Origin of the sequence: Candidatus Accumulibacter meliphilus (assembly GCF_036625345.1) — a bacterium.
Lineage (GTDB): Bacteria > Pseudomonadota > Gammaproteobacteria > Burkholderiales > Rhodocyclaceae > Accumulibacter > Accumulibacter meliphilus.
Map to the genome: position 1 here is coordinate 264470 of NZ_JAZKTZ010000006.1, position 17698 is coordinate 282167.

Below are 17698 nucleotides of genomic sequence, written 5' to 3' on the forward strand. Positions count from 1 at the left end.
GTTCTCAATGGGGGAAGAAGTATTTTTCTTTCTCGGCGTGCGAGAGCTTGCGGTGTTCGTGGTTTCCTTTCCAGGAGCCAATGTATTGGTTCCAGCGGTAGCGAGCAATGTTGCTCAAGCTGACCGATGCTGTTTCATTCCTTCTGGCAACGCGCCAGTCTTTCCAGACGCTTGAAACCAGGTAACGCAGAGTGTCCATGATGCTGACATGCAACTGCGGCATGATTCTCTGCAGCGCGATGGCTTCGCGCTCGAAGCGTCGACGGACATGGGACCAGCTTTCGTTGTGGAAGTGGAAGACCGCGGCGTCTGCGACGTAGGCGAGACGCCCTCCTTTTCGTACGAGCCGCTGCGCCAACTCCATATCTTCAAGGCCCGTCAACTCTTCATCGAAAAGGTGCTGTACCCAGGTGCTGCGCAATAGCGCCGAATTGGCATTGTTGCAAAAGAAGCCATCCTGCGGAATGCGTGAGCCTTCGGGATAGTATTTGGCGAAAATGCGGCATTCGCTAAAGTGGCTGTCGGGCCCGCCGACTTGCCGCCCATAAGTGTATTCGGCCATGCCATCAAGGATCGGCTGGCACAAGCGCTGTAGCCAGTGATCGTCGGTCGGCACGCAATGCCCACTGGTGATGACGAGGATATCGCCATTGGCAGCCTGGCAGCCAATATTGAGCGACCGACCGAAAGAAAACTCCTCACGCATAATGTGAAGGATACGGCAGCCATGGCGCTCGGCAATTTCAAGCGTACCATCGGTCGAACCGGAGTCGACGATGACCACCTCGTGATTCAGACCGTTGGTGCGCTGACTTGCAATGGCCACCAAGAGATCGTCGAGGTGCCGTGCTTCGTTCAGCGTGCGAATGACGATGCTGGTCTGTGCGGTACCAAGGTTGAGGTGCTTGGGACGAATCAGCAGGGCGAAATCGGGGTTCATGCGCTGGTGAATCAGGCGGATCTCGTCAGGATCGACAGCATTGATGGCGAACATGTCCCAATGCACTGCAACGACTTTTTTGGCGCCGATTTCGCTGGCAAATTGAAACGCTTCTCGGACCGACATGTTGCCGATGATGCCGCGCCGGCCACGGAAGAAGTTGTGTTCGTTAACCGGCAGGAAGGCCGTGTCAATGGGGCCAAGAGCAAGCAAGGCGTCGATAATTTCCTGCCTCGCTGAGGTGTCACCGGCCAGGTAGATGCGCTGGCCGGCGCAATCGAGCAGGTACCCGACACAGGCTAGGTTTCCTTGTGCGTCGCGTTCGATTTCTGGGTGGGCGGCCGGAACCGCGTAAAGGCGGAGAGCCGGGGCGAGATCGATGAAGTCTTCGACCGCCAGGGCCAGGCGTGCAGAATCGATACCCCATTCAGTAAGCTTCTTGAGTACCGGGGCCGGGCCAAAGAAGCGCGCCTGCGGCGATGCCTCCGCAAGCCTGGGCAGGGTGTGCGGGTCGCAGTGGTCGATGTGCTCGTGGGTAATCAGGACGATATTGGCGTCGGTGATCTTTTCCGGAGGCAGCGGGATGGGAAGTTGACGCTCGAGGTCCGGAGCATCGAGGAGCTGCACCGAGTTGGACAGGTAGGGATCTAGATAGACGGTCGCGCCTGGGAAGGCCAGCCGACACCCAGACTGTCCGAGCATGTCAACGGGAACGCGAAGGCTTGTGGTCATTGTGGTAGATTGAATATTTCCCGGTAGTCGAACTTTTCAAAGATAGTGCACGCGCCATCCACCGTAGCGTCAATAATGCGGCGGCCGTCCGTTTCAAATTCCGCACGGGCAATTCGGTACGACTCTTCGGAATGCTCCAGATCGGGGTTATCCCATGGCTGCCCAGCGAAGTAGTCTGGACTGAAGTGGTTGGGGTCGGGGCCATCAAGCTTGCAGGCCTCGTTGGGAGCACCAGTATATTCGTAGCGGTGGTCCATACCGATAATGACCACTTCTTTGAAGCCAAGGTGGTAGGCGACTTGCAACGCCGCGTAGGTGACGGTCCACCCTTCGTGAACGCCCTGCGAAATGTCATGACAAAAGCGTGACGCGGGATTGCGGGTTTCGATGTGATAGGTCAACCCATCTTCGGGAAGGAGTTCGGCGCCACGATGACCGATGAACTTGACACAGTTCATGGACTTGATTCTCTCGACCGACTGCGCAATAACTTTTCCGTTGACTGCAACGTAGTAGCGCGGATAAAAGCCCAACTTCTTGAAACCAATAAATATTTTGTTGACGCCAATGGCGGTTTCACGGCGCAGAAACGCGAGATTCATGCGGTTTAGCGAGGGCCCGTTCGCGACGAGGACGGTTCGCTCGTTGCGGTGGCGATTGTACAAGTCCTTAAGCCTTTGCATTTTGGTGATCAGGAACAGCTCGCGTTAGTAGCGCCGCTCGGTTTCGTGCCTCGAGCAATCTGAATCCGTGATTGAGCAGGAATGGCATGGCCAAGGTGCCTTTGGCCGTCCAATTGCCATCGACAAGCCAGGTATCATCCAGGCAGACGACGCCCGTGGGTGATAGCTTAGTCAAGATAGCCTCTGCGCAGTCTAGGTGCATCTGATGACAGGCTGCTTCATTGATCGGGCTGCCCAGAAATTTCTTGTAGCGGTTTTGCCGCAGTTCACTGTGCTGACCGTGATCAAAGTCGTATGCATCAAGAAAGATGGCATCAAGGCTACCTTGATACTCGCGCAAGTAGTCTTCTCCTTTCGCGGTAATTGCCTTAAACGGGGCTCCTAGCCGGGCGAACATTTCTGCGCCCATGCGGGTGTTATGCGGATCCATGTCCACTGTGATGAACTGCAAGCTGTTTTCTTTGCAGAATTCAGCGATCTTGCGCGTGGAACCTTGGCCAGGGATGTTCTCGCGGGTTGTTCCGATCTCGAGCAAAACGGGGAGGGTCGACGATCCTGCTCTGATCTCCTTCAGGTGAGATTGAAGATATGCAAGCAATAGAGAATGGCCATGTTCGGACTTGGCCTTCGCAACCATGCGGATCTCATGGTAAGCGCCTTCGATTGCCGTTTTTTCGGCCGTTCCAAGGTACAAATCTTTAGTCTTGAGGAGCACCGTTCTAAAAGCGATGTCGGCGGCGAGTTCACTTCTCCCCAGGGCAATAAATTTTTGCATCAACAAAGATTTCAGAAACTTGTCGTCGGCGCCAGGTTGATCACCCGCGGTTTGCAGGAAGTGTAGTGCGGTGATTTTGTCGTTGAGTTGAAGAAATTGGTCTGACAGTTCGATGTAGAAAAGCACTAACTCACTCGGCGAGAGCTGTCTTGAGGCGACAATCGCGTCAACAGCGTCATGCACGTCTTCACTTTGCAAGCATTCGCGCGCCTTGGATGCAATCCTGGTCTGTGCTGCACTCTGACCGTGAAGTGTGCTCAGCGCCTGAAGGCCAGACATCACTGATGACAGTCCGAGCTGTGCGCTCTGCTCATTAATGCGCGCCTGAGTAAGCAGGCGCGCGTCGCTGCCTGGGGCGCCAACGGTGATGGCCCTTTCAAAATGCTTGATTGCTCTTGGCTGCTGACCCGTTACGAGCGCGGCACGGCCAAGGCTATTATGGACGCTGGCAACCAGGACCTGACTGACCAATCTCTTACTGCAACCCCAATCTTGGGCGAGGCGAATGAATTGCCTGGCCGCACCGGCGTTGTCGGTTTGTAGGTGACCGGCGGCAGCGAGGAGCGCCAGCCTAGCGCGGTCAGGGTGATGTTGCAGGGCGCCACATTCAATCTTGGTCAAACTGTCCCAGTCACCAAACTGCCATTGGGTACGAGCGCGTTCAAGCAGACTTTCGTCGTAGGGAACCAGGCTGTGATCTGGCTGAACTTCTACGACCTGCATCGCTTGTACTTTCTTGACCTTACGGCGCTTGCTGACAGGTTTCTTGCTCACAGCCCGGGCTCCCGCAAGAGCAAGTCCTTGATCAGGTCGATTTGCGCTTCTGCCCTGACCAGTTCTTCATGCATTAGCTGCTGACGGTGAGCGCTTTCAAGCTTGTCGCTTTCTTGCTGCTGCAGTTGTTGCTGCGCTTCGTCGAGCCGTCCTGTCAGCACTGATTTTTCTTTGTCCAGATCCGCCTTCGCCAACTTCAATTGCTCGATCTGCTGTGCCTGTTGCTTCAGCGCTTCAAGCTGCACAAGCCGCTGAGTAGCCAGCGTCGACTGCTCGTCCCGCGCCTTGGTAATCTGCTCGAGCTGCGACTGCCGTTCAGCAGCGATCTTTTCTTGGGCAACTTTCGCCTGGTTAGCCTGCTCCAGTTGTGCGGTCTGCTCGGCCAGTTGTTTGGTCGCTGCGCCACGTTCCTGCAGCGCCTTGTCCAGTTGCGCATGGCGCTCGCCGACCAGCTTGGCCTGTTCATCCCGAGCTTGCGTGAGCTGCTGAATCTGCGCTTGCCGTTCGGCGGCGAGCTTTTCCTGGGCAGTCTTGCCCTGGCTGGCTTGCCCCAGCAGAGCCTTCTGCTCGTCGAGTTGTTGGGTCGCTGAGTCGCGTTCCTGCAGCGCCTTGTCCAGTTCCGCCTGGCGCTCGCCGACCAGCTTGGCCTGTTCATCCCGAGCTTGCGTGAGCTGCTGAATCTGCGCTTGCCGTTCGGCGGCGAGTTTTTCCTGGGCAGCCTTCCCCTGGCTGGCTTGTCCCAGCAGGGCCTTGTGTTCGTCGAGTTGCTTGGTCGCTGCGTCGCGTTCCTGCAGCGCCTTGTCCAGCTGCGCCTGGCGCTCGCCGACCAGCTTGGCCTGTTCATCCCGAGCTTGCGTGAGCTGCTGAATCTGCGCTTGCCGTTCGGCGGCGAGTTTTTCCTGGGCAGCCTTCCCCTGGCTGGCTTGTCCCAGCAGGGCCTTGTGTTCGTCGAGTTGCTTGGTCGCTGCGTCGCGTTCCTGCAGCGCCTTGTCCAGCTGCGCCTGGCGCTCGCCGACCAGCTTGGCCTGTTCATCCCGAGCTTGCGTGAGCTGCTGAATCTGCGCTTGCCGTTCGGCGGCGAGTTTTTCCTGGGCAGCCTTGCCCTGGTTAGCCTGGCCCAACAGGGCCTTCTGCTCGTCGAGTTGTTTGGTCGCTGCGTCGCGTTCCTGCAGCGCCTTGTCCAGCTGCGCCTGGCGCTCGCCGACCAGCTTGGCCTGTTCATCCCGAGCTTGCGTGAGCTGCTGAATCTGCGCTTGCCGTTCGACGGCGAGTTTTTCCTGGGCAGCCTTCCCCTGGCTGGCTTGTCCCAGCAGGGCCTTGTGTTCGTCGAGTTGCTTGCTCACTGCGTCGCGTTCCTGCAGCGCCTTGTCCAGTTGCGTCTGGCGCTCGCCGACCAGCGTGGACTGTTCGTCCCGAGCTTGCGCGAGCTGCTGAATCTGCGCCAGCTGTTCAGCAGCGAGCTTTTCCTGCGTCACCCTTGCCGCCTGCGTTAGTTCTACCACCTTTTGCTGCTCGGAAAGTCTCTTAGCTTGTGCGTCGCGTGTCTGGTTTGACTGTCGCAACTGCTCTTCTAGTCCGGTCAATCGTTGCGCCAGCTCCAGGTTGCGCAACTGCAACTGATTGCGCTGGAGGGTCCAGCAGGGATAATCGGCATCGTCGCCGTCCTCTTCCCGCAACAAGTCGAACCCATGGTCTTCCAACCAGCGCAATATCTGTGCTGCCGGTTCGCCTCCGTGGTACAGCGGTTCGCGACCACAGCGCAGCTTCACCTGGTTAAACAGTTGCAATAGGGTCGCATCCCACAGAGCCCGCAGTACCGGCAGCTCTTCGCCAGCCAGGTCAACAACCAGCAGGTTGTCCTCCTCCGCTGACAACTGCAAGGGTTCGAGCAAGGTCGCCGGAGCAACCGCTTCAAGCGGCGTTTCCTCCAGGGCCTTCATGCCGGGGAAAAGTTGCAGCAAGCCACTGGCCGGGTGAAGACTGCTGGACCCGGGCAGGTTGTAACGATACAGGACGACCGGTCCTGCGCTACCCGCAACGGCATTACAGAGCACCTGCACGTTTGGCAACTGGGCCGTCCGTGCCTGCAAGGCTGTGGCGACTTGAGGATCGGCCTCAACGAGGAGCAGGCGTGCCGGTACCAAGGACAGGTAGGTATCGAGTTCACTACACAGGCCAGCACCGAGGTGTACAAGACTGTCGATGGAGGCACACGTGTCCCTGCCCTCGCTTGTCACGGCTTCTTCCATGGGGGTCAGCATCTGGTTTTCCCTGCGCATGCTTGCCTACCTTCTGAGAGGCCAAATTGAAGATAGTGGAGTAGCGGGTTGACACCCGCCGCTGCGACGTCTGGATTCGTTTGAAGATAGTACACGGTATCAAAGTTTGGAGAAGGATTCCGCCCTTCGGCAGCGCCAAAGCGGAGGTAGTGTTCAGTGGGGTTGACCGCGGCCGTAGCCACATCCTGATATGTGGAGAGATACCATTCCTCGTCAAACAGCCCAGATTGATTTAGCACTTCAAGCTGTCTGCGAAGTCTCTCTTTCTTTCTATCTGGACGCCTGAACGGTTGGACAAGTGCCCCAATGAGTTTTTTGTTTATCCAGGCAGAGGCTTTCTTCCGCTGCGCCTTTTGTTGAGGCTCGGCAACAAGCTCGGTAGCTTCCTCCGCTCCGGGAGACTCATCCTCTGGAATTGGGTCTTCACGGGTCAGGGTTTCCTGATATTTCAGGAAGTAGAATTCAAGTTCTTCCTGAACTTGGTGAAGTTGTATGAGAAGCAACTCGTTCTCTTCCCCAACTTTCTCTCCATTTCTTTCAAGCGACTGATTACTCGCTTCCAGTTCTCCACGAGCCTTGTCGAGCTCTGCCATCCGGACATGGAGCTGCTGCAACTCCAGGCTCGTCGCCGCTTGTGCCTGCCCAAGCTCTTGCTTCTCCAGGAATACCTTTTCCAGCGCCTCCTGCACCTCGTGCAGTTGTCCCATCAGCAGACCATTCTCTTCCAGCGCTTCTCGCTTACTCGCCTCCAACGACTGCTTGTTGATTTCCCCCTCTTGCCGAGCCTTCTCAAGCAGCGCCATCCGCGCTTGGACCTGCTGCAACTCCAGGCACGTCGCCGCTTGTGCCTGCCCAAGCTCTTGCTTCTCCAGCAAGACCTTCTCAAGTTCCTCCTGCACTTCGTGCAGTTGTCCGATCAGCAGAACATTCTCTTCCAGCGCTTCTCGCTTACTCGCCTCCAACGACTGCTTGTTGATTTCCCCCTCTTGCCGAGCCTTCTCAAGCAGCGCCATTCGCGCTTGGACCTGCTGCAACTCCACGCTCGTCGCCGCTTGTGCCTGCCCAAGCTCTTGCTTCTCCAGGAATACCTTCTCAAGCTCCTCCTGCACATCGTGCAGTTGTCCGAGCAGCAGACTATTCTCTTCCAGCGCTTCTCGCTTACTCGCCTCCAACGACTGCTTGTTGATTTCCCCCTCTTGCCGAGCCTGCTCAAGCAGAGCCATCCGCGCTTGGACCTGCTGCAACTCCAGGCTCGTCGCCGCCTGGGCCCGCCCAAGCTCGTGCTTCTCCAGAAATACCTTCTCAAGCTCCTCCTGCACTTCGTGCAGTTGTCCGAGCAGCAGACTATTCTCTTCCAGCGCTTCTCGCCTACTCGCCTCCAACGACTGCTTGTTAATTTCCCCCTCTTGACGAGCCAGCTCAACCAGCGCCATTCGCGCTTGAACCTGCTGCAACTCCACCCTCGTCGCCGCTTGTGCCTGCCCAAGCTCTTGCTTCTCCAGCAAGACCTTCTCAAGCTCCTCCTGCACTTCGTGCAGTTGTCCGAGCAGCAGACTATTCTCTTCCAGCGCTTCTCGCCTACTCGCCTCCAACGACTGCTTGTTAATTTCCCCCTCTTGACGAGCCAGCTCAACCAGCGCCATTCGCGCTTGAACCTGCTGCAACTCCACGCTCGTCGCCGCTTGTGCCTGCCCAAGCTCTTGCTTCTCCAGCAAGACCTTCTCAAGCTCCTCCTGCACTTCGTGCAGTTGTCTGTTCAGCAGATTTCTTTCGTCCAGCACTTCACGCCTGTTGGATTCCAGCGATTGATTGGCGCCTTCCAGCTCTTCACGAGCCTGCTCCAACTGTATCGCACGGGCTTTGTACTCCTCTAACTGCGTGTCACTCGCCGCGAGGCTTCCTTCGACCGTTTCCTTTTCCACCAGCACCTGCTCAAACTGGTACTGCACGTGATGAAATTGCGATTGAAGCAGTTCACGATCTTGCCGCGTCCGAAGATAGCATTTGAGCAAATCGTCGAGAGCCACTTCCGAGGCTTGAGGCAAGTCGCCTAATGGCTGAGCTCTGGCGTCCAACTCAGTTTCCAGAGCACCTATGGACGGATTGTCAGCCATTAAACGCCGCGCCAGAAAACGCTCCGTTTCGCCGGTTGCAGGCACTGCCCCACTTACCGATCCCGTCGAGATGTTCAGGCCAAGTCCGATGATTCGAGTCGCCTCGACAAGCGTATGTGGGTTTTCGTTGGCCGCCTCCGCACTCAGCAGGAGAGCCCGCTGACGATAACGACGCTGAAAGCGAATCAAATGACGAGTGTTGACTTCCCAGTCCTTGATGAACTGGACCGGGTCAATGCCGCACATCAAGGCCTGCGCCAAGGCGGCGTCAGCTCGTGTAAAAAACAGCAGAAACTGCGCGTCCGGATATCGGCTAGCCCAGAAGTCAAGCAGCCACGGACAGCCGTTGACGACTAGACGCTCGGAATCAGGTTGGTCGTCCACCAGCAGCGATTCCAGTTCTTCCTGCACTAACATATCCGGCTGCAGGGATTGCCGTAATTGAAGAGGATCCTCGACACCACTAGCCGCCAATAGTCGATCCTGCCACCCGGAAACGGCATCGACTACAGTTTCGAGCCCAGCGTCTATCAAAGTCGGAACTGCCAGCTCCCAACCGGTGCAAGGACAACCTGTAGCGATTACCAGCTTCATGTGTATCTGATCCCTTTATCTGCGGCAACACCACATCGCGTGACGACGACGGCCAATACAGCAGGTTTCTCTTGGATTCCGGATGTATTTCCGTCAACCGTTCTCTCAAAAATAAACTCAAACTCTCACCGACTCGGCACCAGCACAGTCGGACCTAACGTTCATGACACCTGGAGACACCCCAAATCATGAAAGTCATGACCGTCTCCCCCTCTTCCCCGGCCCTTCTCCCGCAGTGGGGAGAAGGGAGGTTCGTGAGTCGCATACGCGACTTTCACATTAAAGAATTAGTGCTCCATCGTAAAAGTGGCTAGAAATTATTCGCCACCCCCACAATAACGGCAATCCGGAACAAGGCCTCCACCACATCCCTGAATACCTGACGAGACTTCACGTCGATTTTCGGAAGCACCATGATCCGGTCGCCCGCGCGTACGGTCGGCGCGCTGCCTCCAAAAAAGCCGCTCTTGGCCTCGTCAAAGCTGCCATCGCGGTGGGCAACGACCACTCTTGAGGCATCGGCATTCTGGGTGTAACCACCCGCGTTCTGGATGTAATCCGCAAGCGTCAGAGACGGATCGTAAGCAATGGTATTCGGAAAAATGACCTCGCCACCCACCAGCACCAAACCATCCTTCGTCGGGACGCGGAGCCGGTCGCCATTCTCCAGCAACAGTTGGTCGCGATCAGCGGCCTGGGCTATGTACACCTGCCCGGACGGCTCGATCTTCTTGCCTCGTTCAACCCACTGCAGAAGAAGCTCTGCCTCTTCCTTGCGCAGTTGCGCTTCTTGATTGGTCCCCGAGCGCGCCGTCAAGGCCGCATTCTCCAGAAACAGGAGCGTCGTTTTCAGGGCTTCCCGCTGCCGTTCCTGGGCACTCAGGCGGAAGAGCTGCAGGTTCTCCGAGTCGGAGCGCTCGGAAAACTGGATCTGGCTTATGAGGGCGCCCAGCTTGGTGCCATAAGGAAGCACGTATTCGTGAACGCTTTCGTGCTCACCCTCGACCCGGACAGCGATGGTGCCGGGTCTCTTGTCGGAGGTGAACTCCAGCCCATCTCCATTTCGTAGAGAAACGATCCACGCGTCGGAAAGCGGAAAGTACTCGGTGTTCTTTACGGTCCCCGTATTGCGCACCACCCGCACGTGCGTAGCCGATGGCGAGGGCTTGGCAAGCTCGATCAGTTCAGCGACGGTCAAGGTCGGCTTGCTGAATTCGAATTGCTTGGCATTTTCTGCCAGGCCGGTGACTTTCACGGTGTTCTGGCGGGCACCAACGAAAATGACGTCACCATCCGAGAGCTGAATCAATGGAATGCGCCCCTCGAGCAAGAAATCGTAGAGGCTGACCGAGGCGCGCGTCGCATTGCCGCGCTTGACTTGAACATTGAGGAAGGAACCACGCTCGGGATCGATGCCACCTGCCTGGTCGATGAAGTGCAGCAGGCTATCCATGCTTGTACCACTGTACAGGCCGGGACGATTAACGAAGCCACTGACGAAAATGCGTACCGGCTGAGCCGCGGCCAGGCTGGCATAACTCGACACATTGGCACGAAAGACCTTGCTCGCGCCCGATGTAACGACGCGCTGCAGATCCTGATTGCGTACGCCCAATACGTGCACCGGGCCAACGTGTGGGATGAAGATGTTGCCCTTTGGATCAACGGTCAATGGCGCATCGAACTCGAAGGCACCCCACAAGCGAACCTGGATCTTGTCGCCGACAGCGATTGCGTAATCAGGATTGAACTGCGTAGCGCCTTCACGGGCAAAGGCCCCGCTGAAAAGATTGGCCCCAAAAACGTCGCTACTGACATTCGAAGAATAGTCGAAAAACTGAGGGGAAGCCGTCCTGAGGTCAGGAACGACTGCTGCAGGAACAGCGGGCAGCTGTTGCGCCTTGGGCACGGACGGTGTAACAGGCCGATTCTCGGCGCTGCCAATACCAAAGATGTCGGTATCGGCAGCGAAAGCTGCGGGGAAAGAAAGCCCAAGCAAAGCCAGCACGAGGACAAGCCATGCCAGAAATCTTCCCCACGAGTCACGCGTCCATACGACAAGCTGGGCATGGGCCTGCGCGGCGAGCATTCTGGTGGTCGTTAAGCGAGCAGGCAGCCGCATCATGAGTTTCAATCCTGGTGGTCGCGGATAATGGCGGCAAGCAACTGCAGTATGCCGGCCAGCACAAGCACGGAGAGAGCAAAAACGATTATGTTGTATGCTCTGCGCGGTTCGAGCGGATACTGCGGCAAGGTTGGGCTTTGCACGATGGAAACCTTCTTGAGGTTTCGTGCCGCATCGATACGCCCTTTTTCCAGTGCCGTCAGCGCAGTCTTGTATACGTCTTGGGCAAAGACAGTCTGCATTTCAAGGCGCTGGTACTCTTCTACCGTCCGGTTGAGTGCGCCACCGCTTGGCGAGGTCAATCGTCCTTTCTCGGTCCGCACCTGGCCTTTGATGGCGGCAATCTGCAGGTCGATCTGCGCAATATCCGGTGCTTTGGGACTCAAATAGCCGAGCATCGCTTCTCGGCTGGCCTCAAGCTGAGCAAGTTCGCCCTCCAGTCGAGCAACAATGCCACTAAGAGTTTCTGCCGCGGCCTGCGGAGAAATAAAGCCCTTGGCATTCTGGAAATCGACGACTTCTGCTCTAGCCTTGAGCACGCGTTCGCCAATCTCAGCAACTTGTTTTTCGAGAAACTCGACCTGATCACGTGCCAGACGATGGCCGATATCGTTCATGAAGCGCTCGCCCTCCTCCACCAGCGCACTGTCAATGGCCTGTGCCTTCTCCGGCGTGTAGGCCTGCACCTTGATTCGCAATACACCGACCGCTTCGTCAACCTCGATGCTTACACGCGACAGGTAATGCAAATAAAAGAACTCTTGGGAGGCGTCTTCAAACCACATGCGCGAGAGAGGATCGTGCTTCCAGTCGCTGTAATGCGCGCGCAACTGAAGCTTTGTCTCCAGCTTCTCCATCATATCCACGGAAAGGAGATGCTCGCGCATCAGCCTCAAGTCTTGATTGTTTCTGGCACCGGTAAACAAAGAGGCAATATTCCCGGCTTCGCCAGCAGCCATGTCGGTGCTATCCACGACTACCTCGGCCCGGGATACGTAGCGATCCGAGGCGATGACTCCCCAGTAGACGATTGCCATCAGGATCGCCACTAAAGCGACTCGCAATGCACGGCGGCGAACCAAGTGAGGAGCCAAGCGCCCATGCACACCACCGAAAAAGCGCGGCAAGGCACTCTGGCGGATACGGTCTAACATGTGCCGATACTCTCCTTGTAAGCCTTCAATGCATCCTCGATGTCGTCAAACCAGTGCGCGCGGCCATCATGTAGCCAGATGCCGGCGGAGCAGAATTGTCGCAACGTCCCTTCGCCGTGCGAAACCATGATCAAACCCGCGCGGTCGGCCATATTCTTGAACGCCGCGGCAGCCTTTGCTCTGAATGAGGCGTCTCCCGCAGCGGTCACTTCATCGGAAATATAGACGTCGAAGTCGAAAGCCAGCGAAAGGGCAAACTGCAACCGCGATCTCATTCCCGATGAATAGGTCTTGACCGGCTGGTCAAAAGCATCCCCTAGCTCGGAAAAGTCCATGACGTAGGCCAGACGGTCGGGAATATCGACTTCGTGACCGTGAATTCTGGAAACGAACTTGGCGTTCTGCCGACCCGTCAGGGAACCTTGCAGGCCTCCACCAAAACCCATCGGCCACGACACTCGACAATGGCGCCTGATGCTTCCACGGTTGGGCGTATCGACGCCGCCAATCAGGCGCAACAGTGTCGACTTTCCAGCACCATTGCGACCAACCAAACCAACGCTGAGGCGCGGTGGAATAGTAAACGAAATTCCCTGCAGCACCCACTTGCCTGCACCGTGATCGGTTTGGTAGCGCTTATGAACGTCTTCAACGATGATCATTGCATCAGCAGACGGCGAGCAAAGCGAACATGCAGTGCCAAGCCAAAGAAAAACGAAACAAAGGCGAAAGCCGTTACATAGCCAAGGTCAGGGCCTGTGACGGTAGTGTAGCCGGGAGAGAAAGCAGAACGGGCCAACTCCAATCCTTGCATGATCGGGTTAAGCAATAGCCACTCCCGCACCTGCGGCGGCAACATCGCAGGAGTAAACATCACCCCTGAAATGAAGTACAGGGGAAGAAAGAAGAGATTCGCCACTTTACCAACTTCCGGAATCAAAGTACTTCCAACAGAGAGCATAAGCCCGAGTCCGGTGCCAAAAAGCCAGAAAAGTACGTAAACCAACATTACCGTCAGCGGATCGTAGGGAAGGACGTCGAAGCCGAGCAACGACATCCCTGCAAACATGATCAGCCCAACAAACAACTGAATAACCCCTTCCAGAAACGCGCGCACCAGCACCACATCCGCCGGCTTGACCTGGCGATAGGCAAATAGCGCACGATTCGCCGAGATGGCAGCCATCGACCGCAGCGCCGCATTTCGGAAGAGGTTGTAGCCGAGGATACCGATCGCCAGGAACAGTGCAAAATCCATACCCAGCGTAATTCCGTGGCGAACTGCCGACAGCACCACCATCAGGATGGTCAGGTGCGCCACCGGCTCCACCAGCAGCCAGACCCAAGCCGCCCGCCCTCCGGACACCCGGCTGACCGCTTCGCGCAGAAAAATTGCGTTCCAGACCGACAGTGTGATCGAGGCTGACGAGCGAATATTGTCCGTGGGCCCAGCGATGGTTGGCGCTCCTGTAGCTTCGATGTATCCCTCGTCCAAAAACTTGGGCCCCGTCGGTCCCAGTATTCTGACCCAGGCGCCAACTGCATGTGCACGCCCACACCCGCCTAAACACTGCCAATCGTCCTCGCCAGCGCGCTGGCGCACAACCATCGCGGGTGAGCAAGCACCGGCCGCCCGCCGGGCACCGCTCAACATCTGGAAGTAGCCGCTTGAAGAGGATCGCATTTTAGCGATGCTGACGTTGGTGGTCAATTGAATCGGCACCGTAACAGCCCTGACGCATGACCCAGCCGAATCAGGCTCATTTGCCGGTAACGCCCGCTTTTGCGGTCGAGGCGGTCAAATTGCGGTTGGCTAGCGGCAAAGGACGGGTGGTGGAGTCAGCCAGGAGGATGCCGAAAGAATTTTTTGGACGGCGGTACGATCGCCAGGCGAGCCTTTCCGAACGCGGCGTACGCCGCGCTCGAGAGGATGTTTCGGGTACGCCTGTGTGAGGTCACTCAAGTTGAAGCAGGAATGGAGCGGCGAGGAGCGCGCGGATTCGTGCTGGGTCGAGCCAGGGGGCGGCGCAGGAGCTTCGAATGAAGGCGATGGCACCGCGCACGCCGAGTTGCTGATAGAGATCGCGTAGCTGTCGGGTGAAGCGTGCCAGGGTATTGAACACATGCGCCAGGCGCATGAGGAGGTGATAGCCTTTCATGGCATTCCAGTCGAGGGCAAAGGCATGCTCGTAGTGGTAGCCCTGATGTTTTTCGACGAGGAAGCCCGCTTCGATGCCCCAGCGGTGGCGGGCCCCGAGGTTGCAGCGCTCATGGACATTGTCTTGGCTGAGCGGTTGGCTGGAGAGCCAGGCGTGGCGCGATGTTTCGGTGACGGTCCTGGCCTGTTCATCGATCTTCTCCCAGCTTTCCTCACAGACCACCAGATTCAGCTTGAGACGCTGACGCCCGTTGGCAGCGAAGGCGTAGTCGATGTCGTTGACCCAGCTGAAGTGTTGTCGGCGTCTTCCCCAACCGCGCTGCACAACTTGTGGCTTCAGGGCGTGGAGCGCGCGGAACTCCTGCCAGACCGTGGACAAATCCTTGTCCTTGAGCACGATCATGAACTGCCAGTGGGCGCGCAAGCAGCGCCGCATCACCGGCCCGTTGGCGTAGAGGCCGTCGAGCAGGAGCAGGATCGGCAGGCGGGGGAACAGCGTCTTGAGCCGGTCGCTCAAGCGCACAAAGCCGCGCAGCTCGCAGTCCTGCTTTTGCGCTTCGGGTTCGCCCAGCGCGTGTTCGAGGAACTCGCTGAGCAGTGGGATGACCAGGCCGTTGTGGAAGGCAAAGCTGGCCTCGAGGACGTAGACGAAGTACTGGGTGTGACGGGTTTCGTCCTTGCCGACGGTACGTTGCAGGAGTTCCTCCGTCCAGAGGGTGTCGCCAGCGAGCTTCTGTGAGCCGTCGATGGCGATCGGATAGCAGTGGTCGATCAGATAGCGGCGAAAGTTCTTGCCGCGAATCAGCCGCCTCACCAGATCGACGTGGGCCTGTTCGAGCTGTTCAAGGTCAATGTCGCGCAACAGCCGAAACAGGGTGTCGGCGTGTGGCAGGGTATCGATCTCCGGGAACAGCAGGTGGAGGTTGGCCATGAACTGGGGACGGGATATTTCGCGGTTGGTCTCGCGCCGGGAGGAGAACTGAAAGACGAACATCAGCAAGCCGTAGAGCAGAAGCACGGTCAGCTTGTGCCGGCGCTTTTTGGGATCTCTCGGGTCGGGAATTTGTTCCAGTTGAGCGAGCAAGGCGGGCAGCTCTTTGCGCAGGAGGCGCATCTGTTTGCTCACGGCGTCCTCGCGGGCCTTTTGTTCCTCGTCGACGGTCGCGAAGGCCGAGCTTCTGTTGGGCAATGGAGCGGCTGAGTGGGGGACTTGTCCCGTTGCGCGCAGCTTCGCGTTCAGTACCTTCTCCTGCCGTTTCTTCTCTGAGCGCAGCTTCTTGATGGCCACGCGTGTCGGGCGACGGCAAGGTTTGCTCATGACCGCGGGCTCCCCGGCGCGGCACACAACGAGGCGCAAGCATCCGAGGTCAGCGCTTTGACCCACACCTGGCGGGGCGTGCTGTGATAGGACTGGCCAGGGCGGGCCAGCCCGCGCCCGCTGCTTGCCCCAAGCAACTGCCAACCGGCGGCACGGTAGCAGGTGCCGGCATAGTGACGCGGATCGACGAAGGTCTCCAGCAGCAGGGGCTCGAAGCCCCAGTGTTCGAGCCAGTCCGCGCGTGTGCGGCGCGCGAGTTGCCCGAGCACATGACTGGCCAGATGCGGCACCCGGACGTGCGGAAAGATCAGGAAGCGGCTGTTGTTCACCACCCGCGCCAGGTTCTCGCGGCGGGCCTGGGCCGTCCAGCCGATCCACTGATCGCGCACGGCCACCGCGCGGGCAGCACCGGACAGCAGGACGCAGCCCAGCCGCCGCTCGCCCGCCGTGATAAAGTAGCGCAGCCGGTAGCCGAAGGCCCCCTGGAAACCCAGCGGGTGCCAACGCGCCACCAGCGCATCCCACTGCGCCACCCGGGTCGCGTCGCGAACCACTTCCAGGGACACCGGCGCGAGCGCCGACAGGGCGCAGTGCACCGCCGGCTCGGCAACGGGGGCGACGGATGCCGAGGGCGGCGCGCAACGGCGCGGCGGCGAGGGCCTCAACGCAGGCAGTACCAGCAATCCGGCCGCCTGCAAACGCTCCAGGAAGTCCAGGCAGGCGCTGATCTTCGCCGTCCCCGTCAGGGTGGTCCAGCCCAGGTGCTCGCAGACCGTCGCCGCCAACTCCTTGCGTGCCAATCCCGGCAGCCACGCGACCGTCGCGCAGAGCTCGGCAATCTCCGTCGCGCTGAACACGCGACCACAGTGCACCCATTCCCCCGCACTCGTTGCAAGCATCGCAAAACCTCCGACTGAAGCGCAGATTGATTACGCTCCACCTATCCTGCCAGAAGTCCGCCCGGCTGTCTAGCCCTCTTGTGCGAAGGTTTTTTTTGCCTGCCCACCGCAACGCCTTGCCACTACTGGGCCGGCGTCGTCATGCTTCAGCGCTGGCACCGTAACAGCCCTGACGCATGACCCAGCCGAATCGGGCCCGTTTGCCGGTAACGCCCGCTTTTGCGGCCGAGGCGGTCAGATTGCGGTTGGCTGGCGGCAAGGGACGGGGGGGGATGGAGTCAGTCAGGAGGATGTCGAAAGGTTTTTTGGACTTCGCTACGATCGCCAGGCGAGCCTTTCCGGACGCTGCGTACGCCGCGCTTGAGAGGATGTTTCGGGTACGCCTGGGTGAGCTCACTCAAGTTGAAGCAGGAATGGCTCGGCGAGTAGCACGCGAATGCGCGCTGGGTCGAGCCAGGGGGCGGCGCAGGAGCTTCGGATGAAGGCGATGGCACCGCGCACGCCGAGTTGCTGATAGAGGTCGCGTAGCTGTCGGGTGAAGCGTGCCAGGGTATTGAACACATGCGCCAGGCGCATCAGGAGGTGATAGCCCTGCATGGCATTCCAGAGCCAGGCGTGGCGCCCCGTTTTCGTCACGGTCGCAGCCTGTTGATCGATCCACTCCCAGCTTTCCTCGCAGACCACCACGTGCCGTTTGAGACGCCGACGCCCGTTCGAACCGAAGGCATAGTCGATGGCGTTGACCCAGGTGAAGCGTTGTCGGCGTCGTCCCCAGCAGCGCTGGCCAGACGGTGGACAAATCCTGGTCCTTGAGCACGATCATGAACTGCCAGTGGTAGTCACGGCAGCGCTGCATCACCGGCCCGTTGGCGTAGAGTCCGTCGAGCAGGAGCACAATCCGCAGGCGGGGGAAGCAGGTCTTGAGGCGCTCGCTCAAGCGCGCAAAGGCGCGCAGTTCGCTCCAGCAGGAGGGGCAAGTCGGCCTGAGGAATTGCACCTCCGGCCGCTCACAGAACGGTGCGTGAACCTCTCGATTCACACCGCTCCCATCAAGTATGCATACCTATCTCACGGCAGATAGCCTCGTTGAATTCGGCGTCTGTACCTGGAGCTGGGCCAGCGCGGCATGAGCCGTGTCGTTCAGCACCTCGGC

At 58.5% G+C, this 17698-nt stretch carries 12 protein-coding genes; all 12 read right to left on the reverse strand.

The window, feature by feature from the left end:
• Window positions 1-4: 4 nt before the first annotated feature.
• Window positions 5-1672 carry an MBL fold metallo-hydrolase gene (locus V5B40_RS14230; protein ID WP_332355110.1) on the reverse strand — a complete coding sequence of 556 codons (1668 nt, stop codon included), beginning with the start codon at window positions 1670-1672 and terminating at the stop codon, window positions 5-7.
• Window positions 1669-2355, reverse strand: coding sequence for a 6-hydroxymethylpterin diphosphokinase MptE-like protein (locus V5B40_RS14235; RefSeq protein ID WP_332355111.1), 687 nt, complete (start codon window positions 2353-2355; stop codon window positions 1669-1671). The genes V5B40_RS14230 and V5B40_RS14235 overlap by 4 nt, the downstream gene beginning before the upstream one ends.
• Window positions 2342-3904, reverse strand: a complete 1563-nt coding sequence (locus V5B40_RS14240; protein WP_332355112.1) for a hypothetical protein — start codon at window positions 3902-3904, stop codon at window positions 2342-2344. Before V5B40_RS14240 ends, V5B40_RS14235 begins: the two co-directional genes overlap by 14 nt.
• Window positions 3901-6165: a hypothetical protein gene (locus V5B40_RS14245; RefSeq protein ID WP_332355113.1), complete on the reverse strand. Its 2265-nt coding sequence runs from the start codon at window positions 6163-6165 to the stop codon at window positions 3901-3903. The genes V5B40_RS14240 and V5B40_RS14245 overlap by 4 nt, the downstream gene beginning before the upstream one ends.
• Window positions 6159-8891 (reverse strand): hypothetical protein, encoded by a 2733-nt coding sequence (locus tag V5B40_RS14250; protein ID WP_332355114.1) that lies wholly within the window; start codon window positions 8889-8891, stop codon window positions 6159-6161. The genes V5B40_RS14245 and V5B40_RS14250 overlap by 7 nt, the downstream gene beginning before the upstream one ends.
• A gap of 310 nt (window positions 8892-9201) precedes the next feature.
• Complete coding sequence (locus tag V5B40_RS14255; RefSeq protein ID WP_332355115.1) at window positions 9202-11016, reverse strand: polysaccharide biosynthesis/export family protein; 1815 nt, start codon at window positions 11014-11016, stop codon at window positions 9202-9204.
• A gap of 5 nt (window positions 11017-11021) precedes the next feature.
• On the reverse strand, window positions 11022-12170 hold the full coding sequence (locus V5B40_RS14260) for a chain-length determining protein (protein ID WP_332355116.1): 1149 nt from the start codon (window positions 12168-12170) through the stop codon (window positions 11022-11024).
• Complete coding sequence (locus V5B40_RS14265) at window positions 12164-12832, reverse strand: ABC transporter ATP-binding protein (protein WP_332355117.1); 669 nt, start codon at window positions 12830-12832, stop codon at window positions 12164-12166. Before V5B40_RS14265 ends, V5B40_RS14260 begins: the two co-directional genes overlap by 7 nt.
• Window positions 12829-13881 carry an ABC transporter permease gene (locus V5B40_RS14270; protein WP_332355118.1) on the reverse strand — a complete coding sequence of 351 codons (1053 nt, stop codon included), beginning with the start codon at window positions 13879-13881 and terminating at the stop codon, window positions 12829-12831. The genes V5B40_RS14265 and V5B40_RS14270 overlap by 4 nt, the downstream gene beginning before the upstream one ends.
• 244 nt (window positions 13882-14125) lie before the next feature.
• Window positions 14126-15646 (reverse strand): transposase family protein, encoded by a 1521-nt coding sequence (locus V5B40_RS14275; RefSeq protein WP_332352691.1) that lies wholly within the window; start codon window positions 15644-15646, stop codon window positions 14126-14128.
• Window positions 15643-16545 carry a DUF4338 domain-containing protein gene (locus V5B40_RS14280; protein WP_332354019.1) on the reverse strand — a complete coding sequence of 301 codons (903 nt, stop codon included), beginning with the start codon at window positions 16543-16545 and terminating at the stop codon, window positions 15643-15645. Before V5B40_RS14280 ends, V5B40_RS14275 begins: the two co-directional genes overlap by 4 nt.
• Window positions 16546-16938: 393 nt before the next feature.
• Entirely contained in the window at window positions 16939-17181 is a 243-nt protein-coding gene (locus V5B40_RS14285) for a hypothetical protein (RefSeq protein WP_332355119.1), read from the reverse strand.
• Between the last annotated feature and the right edge of the window lie 517 nt (window positions 17182-17698).